Here is an 8,745-nt window from a genome sequence, read left to right as displayed (position 1 = left end):
ACGTCACCCCGGTCGAAACCAGGGCCCTGACAGCACAAGACCTTGCCCCCGCAGCGTAACCATCCGCTGTCCACGATCATGGGGGAACTTCAGGCACATCAAGAACCAGCGTCTCGCCTCGGCCGGCTACATATGGGCATTCGCAGCCCTCACCGCATCCCCCGGAGCACGAGCCCACTACGACCGCCGCCGCACAGCCGAAGAACGACACGTCGCAGCCCAGCGCAACCTCTTCAACCGCCTACTGGGCTGCCTGCACCACTGCCTCACCCACCGCATCCCCTACGACGAGCAGACCGCCTTCCCCAGCACCGCTTGACTGATCAACCGCATCGGATGTCTGTCTCCGCCCCGCTCCAGCCCGGCCGGCGTCCGTGCCGCGCTCAGAGCAATTCGTCGCCTGATGTCAGAGAAGGGGTACGTCGTGGCTGGGGCGGTCGGCTCCGCGGCTTTACGCAGCCACTTTGGCGCGAGCCTCGAAGATCTTGGCCCCAACGTCGTGCTTTACCGGGCAGGTCCACAGACTGCCCGACGCGCCGGAAGCTTACGGGGCCAAGATCACTCGCCCCAAAGCAGCTCCAGCCCAAAGCCGCTCCACCGACCTAATATCACCGTCCAGGTGTCAGTCATCCAATTCTAGCTCGGCTGTGATTTGCGATGGCTGCACTGCTCGGTAAACGGCGAGCGGAATTACGGAGATCGCTGGCCACGTGGGAGCTTCACTCAAACCAATTCCCTCCATCGCTCTACTCGTTTCCTGAATCATCCTCTCAAGGACCTGGCGATTGATCTCACTGTCCCCCATGACGGTTTGAAGAGTAGACATCACCCGCTCAAAGCGGGCAGTCGGGGGCGTGCTGTCTCGCTCAGGAATTCTACTGATGGTCGCAAGAGTGGTCCACTCTTGCGGATCTGCACCTAGACGAGAGAAAAGCACCGTCTTCTCGCCAGCCAGGTAGTTACCAGGGTCAGAAATGACTCCCGAAAATTGATATTCCCACTCGTCCTGACCGCATGGGTACACACGAAGCGTGAGATGCTCACCATACATTGCGTGAACAATCTTTTCCACGTCGCGAGAAAAATTTACATCATCACTGAATGAGTCGAAGGCAGTAGCAGATGCAGCAAATGAAGCGGGATAAATGATGCTTGTTGGGCCCTTGACTCGGATTAGCGATCCGGGACGGAGTGCACGATGAAGACGACCGCGATTCCAGTTCTTCGGCCTTTTGGAGACTTCACTGACATCGAGAAGCATCTGAACGTACTCGGCATCATCTTCGAGCATCGCAACATGTAGATCCGCGAGAGAGCGAACTTCCTGGTCGCTCGCCCGCTCTTCATGTCGTGGACCATCCATACCCGCGAGGGAATCAGTCCATCGCCGGGTGTGATCCGACCTCCTCGTCTCGGGCAGGCCCGACGAGAGCTGGGCTAGGAGAGTCCTGACCCGCAAAGTATCGACATAGAGATAGTCACGCACCCTTACTCTGGCGTTGTTTCCCTGGTCGTGCATCCAGCCTCCCAAAAGCGTCGAACCTACCTGAGTAGACATGTGATCAAGCAGTGTCAAGCTTTGGCCAGAGCTTACCGTCCAGTAGCCCGCCCAGGGAGGTTTTCCTGGAAGGTCCCGGCCAGTTGGCGTAGGCTCGCCGCGTGTCTCTCACACCGGACGAGCTGAGCATCCTGGAATACATTTACGACCAGTCTGACGGCGACCTCGACAAACCGGTTGACGTGTGGTCGCAGTTTGACCGTCGTGACCTCAGGCCGGCAGTACGTAGGCTTCAGGCGGCCGGTCTAATTCAATTGCATTCATTGGCGGATGATTACACCATCAGCCCATTCGGAATTAGCCGAGTTTCCGAGCTGCGTACGGAAAGAAGCAACGGACCTGCCCGGATGACGACTTTGCGTAAATCTTTGATGCTCTGGCTGTATGACTGCTACATCGAAGGCGAGACGCCCGCGACTAGCGCGGAGTTCCATCAATCAGGAAGGTCTTCTTTTGTCGGACAGCCCTTCAAGGAGCGCGAAGTTGAACTCGCCGTTTCTTATCTTCACTCAGTTGACCTGATCCAGGGACTGCAGGTCGATCAGGCGAATCATCTACTCAATCCCTCGCTCACAGCAACAGGGGTTGAATGCGCAGAAAGCGAGAAGTCGGTGTCTGAGTTCCTTAACCCGCCTACATCCAACGGTCCGACATTCAACGTCCGGGTCGATGGATCGCAAAATGTTGTTGTCGGCACTCAGTCCGACTTCACCCAGAACAATAATTCGGGGATTGACCCTGCCGTCCTCGCTCAGCTCACTCACTTCGCGAGCGTTGCTCGTCAGGGGATTCCTTCGTACGGTCTCGAGGAGGAGCAGCAACTCGAAGTGGCCCAAATCACGGACGAGTTGGAGGCCGAGGCGGGCGGTGCCGATCCGGATCGTGGCCGTCTACGCCGTCTGACTGATCGTCTCATGGAGGCAATCGCCCCTGCGGCAGGTACTGCACTGGGAGGAATGGTTGTGGCGATCGGCGAGCAGGCCGCGCAAGCGATCACGAGTTAATCAGCGCGGAACATGCCAGGCGGACGGCCATGAGCCACGGCAACCGACCTGTTCCGAATCGCATGGCACGATTATGACGAACACGACGACTACCAGCAGCCGTTCAGAAGGACGGCGATGACACGAGCACGATGATCTCCTGCATAGGGTGGGATGCTGACTTGATTGAACTTCGCGGTTCGACCGGACGAAGATGAACGTGGGCGTACACATTCAACTGGGGGCCTGATGCCGGGCAAGGGACCCGATGGGCGGGAAAAACCGCTGGCCAAGCTGCGTGACAAGCTCAACGATGGGCTGGCTCATAAACGGCTGACTAAGATGCAGTTGGCTACCAGGTCCGGGCTGGCCCGTACGACAGTCCACGAAGCGTTCCGGGCAGACGGGGCCGTCCCGTCAGTTGCAACCGTCACGGCGCTGGCCCGAGCACTCCGCCTACCAGAAGGGGAGCTACTAGATCTTCAGCACAAAGCTGCCGCGCACCGGGACGGTCTAGGGCATGGAGGCGGCGAGGGCCCCGGCCGGCCGATCGGGCAGTGGGATCCGCATGACCTGGAAGTCCATCCGTCCGGAATTGCCGCGTCCACCAACTCGGTTCGGGCATTGTCCAGCTACGTCCGCCGTGCCCACGACCAGGTGTTAGCTGATGCGGTAGGCGAAGCCATGGATGGTCGCAGCCGAATGTTGGTCCTGGTCGGCTCGTCGTCCACGGGCAAGACCCGGGCGTGTTGGGAGGCCGTCCAACCGCTCGCTGCAGAGGGGTGGCTTCTGTGGCATCCCTACGACCCGACACGGGCCGAAGCCGCGCTCACCGATCTCGAACGCGTCGCGCCGCACACAGTGGTGTGGCTCAACGAAGCCCAGCACTATCTTGGAGACCTCCAAGCAGGCGAACGCATCGCCGCCGCCCTGCATACCCTCCTCACCGATCCCAGCCGCGGACCGGTCCTCATCCTCGGAACCCTCTGGCCCGAGTACGAGGATCAATTCACCGTTATCCCCAGACCCGGCAATCCCGACCCGCACAGCCGCGTCCGGGAGTTGCTCGCCAGCCGCACAGTGACTGTCCCCGACACCTTCGACCAGGACGCGCTCGGAGCGGCCGCAAGGCTTGCCCAGGAAGGTGACCGGCTATTGGCGGATGCCCTTGCCCGCGCTGGCAGCCACGGGCGCATCGCCCAAGACCTCGCTGGAGCTCCCGAACTGCTGCGCCGCTACAAGCACGGCGCCCCGGCCGTCCGGGCTCTGCTGGAAGCTGCGATGGACGCCCGGCGTCTCGGGATGGGCCTCCACCTCCCCCAAGCGTTCCTCACCGACGCCGCCGCCGACTATCTCACCGACGACGACTGGAACCGACTCACCAACGACTGGGCAGAAGCCGCTTATGCGGACCTTGCCCGCCCCGTCCACGGCAAGCAGGTACCGCTGGGCCGTACAAACCCTCGGCCCGCGCGTCGTCCCCCGATCGGCCCGACGCCGACCACTGTTGCGGCCCTGCCAACGGGTCCTATGCTCCGCCTCGCCGACTATCTCGAACAGCACGGGAGAACCGCCCGCCGCCGGCTCTGCCCACCAGCATCCTTCTGGCACGCCGCCTACACACATCTCATTCACCCCGGCGACCTCAACAGCCTCGCTGAAGCCGCCGAGGAGATGGGCCGTGCGCAATGGGCCCACTACCTCCGCCTCCTAGCTGCCGGTGCCGGCCACCCCGGCGCCCTGATCAAAGTCGCCTGGGAACGGGAAAGCGCCGGGGACCAGGAGGGCGCCGCTTCCTTGTTCTGGCAGGCCGCAGGCGCTGGGGACCCCAGAGGCCTGAAATTCTTGGGTCAGAGGCTTGAGATGGCTGGGGACCGAGAGGGTGCCGAGTCTCTTTACCGGCAGGCGGGCGAAGCCGGTGACCCAGATGCGATACGCGGTCTGGCGCGACTGCGAGAACAGGTCGGGGATCTTGACGGTGCCGAGGCCCTTTACCGGCGAGCCGCCGACGCTGGTGACCCCAATTCCCTGGCCGACCTGATGATGATGCGAGAGGACGCCGGGGACCGGGAAGGTGCCGAAGCCATGGCCCGGGAAGCCACCGACGCTGGCGATACTCTGTGCTTCATTGTTCTTACAGAGATGCGAGAGGACGCCGGGGACCTGGAAGGTGCCGAAGCCGTCGCTCGAGAAGCAGCCGATGTTGGTGACATCTCCCCTCTGTTGCATCTGTGGCGAGCGTGGCACGACAGTTACCCGGAGCGCGCCGAGTCCGCCTTCCGGCAGGCCGCAGAGGCCAACGGCGGCCCCACCCCCGCCCATCTTGCACGAATACAGGAGGAGGCCGGGGATCGAGAGGGCGCCGAAGCCATCGCTCTGAAGGCCGCCGATGCCGGTGATTTCTACGTCCTGCGCGACTTGGAGCGAATGCGGGAACAGGCCGGTGACCAGGAGGGCCTCGACGCCCTTTACCGGCATGCCGCCGACGCTGGCCATATCCGCTCCCTGCTGGGCCGTGGGAGATGGCAGTACGGGCTGGACCCGGACGGCTCACCCTCATCTCCGTGGAGCACGGAATAGGGCCACTGATAATAGATGCGGGACCGGTCGAAGGGCAGCAGCAGCAATACAGCAACCACCGTGACCGCTGGTGATCACAGCAGCTATCATGGCCCGCTACCCAGCACCAGAGTTAGTGACCGCCCAGCAGGGAGTTCGGGACGAAGAGGTCGTGCCAGACGCGTGCCAGATCGTACGGCGAACCACGGAGAACACCGGGGAATAAGATGCTGCCCCATAGGGGCAAGTGCTTCTCCGTCGCAGTGCGTGGTGCAAGCCGGTGGGGGTGCAGCGAGGCACACGCGCGCCTGGTCGGTCGGCGCACCCTCCATCGTGGCTGGCTGTCGTCGGCTGAGGTTCGTGCCACAACCGTGCCAGATGCGGCGGTCAGCCACGGTCAACACCGGCGCCCCGCGGTCGAGTAGCCGCTCGCTTCCTCGGCCAGCGAAGTCGCAGCTCAGGCCCGAGATCACCCAGCCTCTCTCCTAAAGCGGTGATGGGCCGCCCGCCCGCCGTACGCCCGTGCAGGCCACCAGTGCGCCGCCGTCCTCGGTGAGGAAGAGCATGAAGACCCATGCTCCATCGGTAGCTGTAACCCGCCCAAGGCGCACCGGCTGGTCATGCCCACCGAGGAGGTGCACCGCTCGTTCCAGTCCCACAGTCTCGACGACCTTCCGCCGCGTGCTCCGAAGTCGGCGCGCATAGGTCCGGGCAAGCCACTCAGCAGGCACAGTCCCATCCCACTCCACGTAGGAAGCAACGCTGAGCACGGCAGCCAGGGCAGCCACAGACGCATCGTCATCACCCGCCAGCAGTCGCACCAACCGATCCCAGTCCATAGTCACCACCGTGTTCTAGCGGCTGGTATCGCCGGGATCTGACAGTGCGGCAGGATGCTGCCGTGCACTGGATACCGACCGTTGACACCAAGCTCAACATCTGGATGATCGCCGCGGTGTTCGGCGCCTACGTCGCCCTCTACAACACGCTGCGCGGATGGTGGCGCGGCACGCTCGGCAAGCGGGCGTTGTTCATCAGGAACTACCGGAAGCTGGCTCCGCACGTCCGGCATGAGTACGTCAAGGAGCTGTTCGGCGAGCCTGCCTGGCAGTACAAGCAGAGCGTCGAGCAGTTCGTCGGCGACCCGGAGCCTGAGGGCACAGGCATCAGCATCGCCGAGCAGGAGATGACCGTCCGCACCTGGCCGCTGGGCAGGATGGCCTACCTAACCACATGGTGCACAGAGGACGACGAGGTCGCGATGTACAGCCTCACGACCCGCAGTAGGATCTTCCGGCCGGCCATCCGAATCGGCACCGAGCATGTCATCCGCCTGGGGAAGTCGCACCTCTCCTCCCTCCCTCACCCCGAGGTCGCCGGTCCTCCCCTCTGGGCCGTCGGTGCCCAGCGGTACTCCTACTCCGAGTCTCACTACTTCGGGAGTCCTGGCGGCTACCGGACCTGGGTAGTGGGAGTCTCCGATGCCGGACACCCCGCCGCTGCCCCCGTCGGTCTAGGCGCCAACTCGGAGGAGTGCGAGGACCCTTCGCAGATCGAGGGTTACCGGGCACTGGCCCGGATCAACTCCGTCCTCATCGCGGGCGGCAGCGCCCTCCGCCTCGAATCTATTCTGCCCTCAGCAGTCGGCCCGGAGATCGGCCGCGTCATCCTCGTCGAGCCCGAATACGGCCTGCGGGCGCGCCTCGATCGGCTGCGCTGGAAGGTCCGGTTCGCCGCAGCACGCCTGCGCGAGCTAAGGAGCAACGCGGAGTGATGGTTGGTTCTTCCGAAGCGCGGGATACAGCGGCGGGCCCGGACAGTGGCCGTACTTCCTTCGCCAGGTGCAGGCCGTCTGCGACTGACCACGTCAGAGACCGCTTCCATCGCGCGTTGAGGGAAGTGCAGTACAGCAGCGAGGTACAGCAACCACCGCGACCACGGACAACCATCAACGGCCCTCGATGGCCGGCTGACCAGCCCGCCAATCCTCAATGACCTCCCAGCCGATAGTTCGGGACGAAGAGGTCGTGGTTTCAGATCCCGCCATCTCTACAAGAAAACGCCAGGTCAGGCTAGCGCCCTCACGTGAGAACGCTGGCCTCATTGCTCAGCGGGCGTAGGGAACACGCCTTCAGCAGCGGATTTCGGTCAGCGCCCCGCATTGCCCGGCACCTGCTGTGCCATGGCCGGTACGGTCGATCAGTTCTGGCGTGCGAAACGGTCCGAAGGGGGAACCGTCCCATGTACGAAGAAGCAGTGATGGCCGTGAGCACAGGAGCTGCCAGCGGCGTCCTCTCCTACCTGCTCCAGGGCCAGGCCGACGCTTTGCGCACCCGGATCTCGGCAATCTTCCGTCGCGGTGGCAACCCTCAGGAGGAGGCCGCTGCCCTACAGGTGCTGAACGAGCACGCGGCAGCCCTGGCCCGGCGTGAAATCACTGGGCGCACTGTCACCGACACCTGGACCGAGCTGCTTGCCGCCTTTCTCGACGCTCACCCCGACGCCCGAGCCGACATCGAGGAACTCAAGACGACGGCGCCGACGAAGACGGTCAACATCGGCTCCCAGCACAACCACGGCTCCGGGGCCTTCATCGGCAACGACCACTACGGCGACATCAACATCAACACCCGAGACGACCGGTGACCACCGACGACCCAGCGCCTCCGGAGCAGCGCACCGTCCAGAACAACTACGGCGACGGCGCCTTTGTCGGCCGTGACCACATCGGCGACATCAACATCCATCACGAGATCGACCCGCAAACCAGGGCCACACTCGCGAAGCTGGGGAAGTCCGCGCCCGCGCTGTCACAGATGCTCGAAGATGCTCTGCGAGACGGTGTTATCTCGCCTGACACAGTCAGTCAGCTCTCCTTGGCCGCCCGGAGCATCAACGAGGACGTCGCCGGTCAGATCTCACGCGCCTCTCACCGGATCAATGAGGACGTCGCTGGCCTTCTCACCCATGCAAGCCACAGCATCAACGAGGATGTCGCCGGCCAGCTGACCCACGCCGCAGACCGTCTGTCCAAAGCCTCCGCGAAGCTCGACTTTGACGCGCTTGACCTGCTCGTCAGACGGTTGGAGGGGGTTCTCGGCCACCACGACGGCAGCGATCTTAACGGGCTCGCCGCCCGGCTGGAGAACAGCCTGGAGGATCTCAGTACGGCGACACACCGAGTCGGCAACCTGAAGGGTGACAGCACCCAGGCGGTCAGGCTCGAGCAGGTGACGAGGTCGCTCACGGACATCGCGGAGCGAGTCGAGGCAAGGGTGACCCCGCCTCCACCGGTGGTTCTCCCCGACTGGGAGGGTCGATTGCGGTGGTTCGGCGCCGGCGTTCTACTCGGCATCTTTATATCTGTCCTGTACGCGGCCTACTCGTAGCCGTCGACATCACCAAGTCCGTTCAGCGTCCCAACACTCCAGATCTGATCGTCCGACGCACTTGCCATCGTCGTTGACGTTCGTCGTCTGAGGGCTCAGACGTTCAAGACCCAGCCTCCAGGGACGACGAGGGCAAGAAGCGTGCCATCCGTGTGCCAGAACCTGTGGGACTCCCGGGAAACAACGGGGAATCGACCGCGTACCGCCATGGGCCGGAGCACAGTTCCACCGCAGGTCAGCACCGTAGTGGCAACCA

General features: G+C 63.4%; 6 protein-coding genes and 1 pseudogene. 6 read left to right on the top strand and 1 reads right to left on the bottom strand.

The window, feature by feature from the left end:
* Positions 1 to 91 precede the first annotated feature (91 nt).
* A pseudogene (locus ACFY3J_RS09110) lies at positions 92 to 319 on the top strand (IS110 family transposase); the annotation flags it as partial.
* A gap of 303 nt (positions 320 to 622) precedes the next feature.
* Here the strand turns inward: ACFY3J_RS09110 and ACFY3J_RS09105 are convergent.
* Entirely contained in the window at positions 623 to 1,291 is a 669-nt protein-coding gene (locus ACFY3J_RS09105) for a hypothetical protein (RefSeq protein WP_390840624.1), read from the bottom strand.
* Positions 1,292 to 1,659: 368 nt separating this feature from the next.
* On the opposite strand from ACFY3J_RS09105, the gene ACFY3J_RS09100 reads away from it, so the two are divergent.
* The 5 genes from ACFY3J_RS09100 (at position 1,660) to ACFY3J_RS09080 (ending at position 8,489) form a co-directional block, all read left to right on the top strand.
* A complete protein-coding gene (locus ACFY3J_RS09100) occupies positions 1,660 to 2,562 on the top strand; it encodes a hypothetical protein (RefSeq protein WP_390840623.1) in 903 nt (300 codons plus the stop codon).
* 681 nt (positions 2,563 to 3,243) lie between these two features.
* Positions 3,244 to 5,121 carry a hypothetical protein gene (locus ACFY3J_RS09095; protein ID WP_390840622.1) on the top strand — a complete coding sequence of 626 codons (1,878 nt, stop codon included), beginning with the start codon at positions 3,244 to 3,246 and terminating at the stop codon, positions 5,119 to 5,121.
* Positions 5,122 to 6,001: 880 nt separating this feature from the next.
* The gene (locus tag ACFY3J_RS09090; RefSeq protein WP_390840621.1) at positions 6,002 to 6,874 is read left to right on the top strand and encodes an ETEC_3214 domain-containing protein; all 873 of its coding nucleotides are present in this window, start codon (positions 6,002 to 6,004) and stop codon (positions 6,872 to 6,874) included.
* Positions 6,875 to 7,365: 491 nt separating this feature from the next.
* Positions 7,366 to 7,746: a hypothetical protein gene (locus ACFY3J_RS09085; protein WP_390840620.1), complete on the top strand. Its 381-nt coding sequence runs from the start codon at positions 7,366 to 7,368 to the stop codon at positions 7,744 to 7,746.
* Entirely contained in the window at positions 7,743 to 8,489 is a 747-nt protein-coding gene (locus ACFY3J_RS09080) for a hypothetical protein (protein ID WP_352158850.1), read from the top strand. Before ACFY3J_RS09085 ends, ACFY3J_RS09080 begins: the two co-directional genes overlap by 4 nt.
* Positions 8,490 to 8,745: the final 256 nt, after the last annotated feature.

Source organism: Streptomyces sp. NPDC001231 (genome assembly GCF_042896885.1).
GTDB lineage: Bacteria > Actinomycetota > Actinomycetes > Streptomycetales > Streptomycetaceae > Streptomyces.
The sequence above is the reverse complement of the archived record's forward strand: the minus strand, read 5'-3'. Positions and strand labels throughout refer to the sequence as shown.